Source organism: Psychrobacter sp. 1Y4 (genome assembly GCF_051847555.1).
Genome location: NZ_JBPYDE010000266.1, coordinates 1 through 902 on the forward strand (window position 1 = coordinate 1; position 902 = coordinate 902).

2 protein-coding genes are annotated in these 902 nt (G+C 47.0%); one reads left to right on the plus strand and one right to left on the minus strand.

Annotated elements, in window-relative coordinates:
* Positions 1 to 365, minus strand: a 365-nt coding sequence (locus ACS8FC_RS15685; protein ID WP_439297453.1) for a LysR family transcriptional regulator, incomplete at its 3' end; no start/stop codon positions are given.
* A gap of 97 nt (positions 366 to 462) precedes the next feature.
* On the opposite strand from ACS8FC_RS15685, the gene ACS8FC_RS15690 reads away from it, so the two are divergent.
* Positions 463 to 897, plus strand: a complete 435-nt coding sequence (locus ACS8FC_RS15690; protein WP_439297454.1) for a DMT family transporter — start codon at positions 463 to 465, stop codon at positions 895 to 897.
* The last annotated feature ends 5 nt before the right edge of the window (positions 898 to 902 follow it).

Genomic DNA, 902 nt, shown 5'->3' on the forward strand with positions numbered 1-902 from the left:
CGATTACTCAGTGCTGGTATCCAAGGTGCGATGTGCCGTTGACCAAAAAACACAGGAGCGTTAATTCTTAATAAACCACCCGGTTCTAAAGTCCTGTCTTGCAACTCTTTCTGCGCCGCATTCATGCTTTCGGTCATCGCATGTGCGTAGCTCATGAACACGCGTCCCGCCTCAGTAGGAATGACAGCGCGTGTATTACGATAAAAAAGCTGCTGCCCTAGCGAGTCCTCTAGCTGCTTAATAATCCGAGATACTTTTGATGCAGACACGCCTTCTTTTCGTGCCACGACAGAGAAGCTTTGGGCATTAAAAACGCTAATAAAGAATAGCAGGGTTTTTATGCTGATGTTGTCGACGTTATTCATCTGTGCAACTTATGCAAAAGTCATTTCTACATTATAGCGTTTTTCGTAGGTATAGGCTGCGGTAAACTACGCGGCATTGCTCATTGAGGATTGTTTTATGCAGATTTTATTGATACTGGTGGTGGTTTTAGGCGGTATGGGGTTATCGGTCGAGGCTGGACTGCTTGGCCCCCTAGGCAGTCAGGTGGGTGAGCTGTGGGCGACGCTCAGTATTTTTGGTGTTGGGGCCGCCTTGACGTTCTTTTTGATGCTGTTTTTTAGTCCACGAGAGAGCCCCTCATTTTTCTCACAGCCGCCGTTGCTACTGATTGGTGGCATTTTGGGACCTGTCTACGTGGTGGTGTTAACGGTGGTCACACCCGTCATTGGGATTGCATTGACGATGATTGGCATACTTGCAGGTCAGGTCTTTCAGAGCTTAATCATTGACCACTATGGGCTGTTTGAAACCGAGGAGCGCAAAATAGATATTAGACGAGTGATTGCGTTAGGTTTCATTGTTGCAGCACTTATTTTTATGGCAAAGGGGTAGACCAC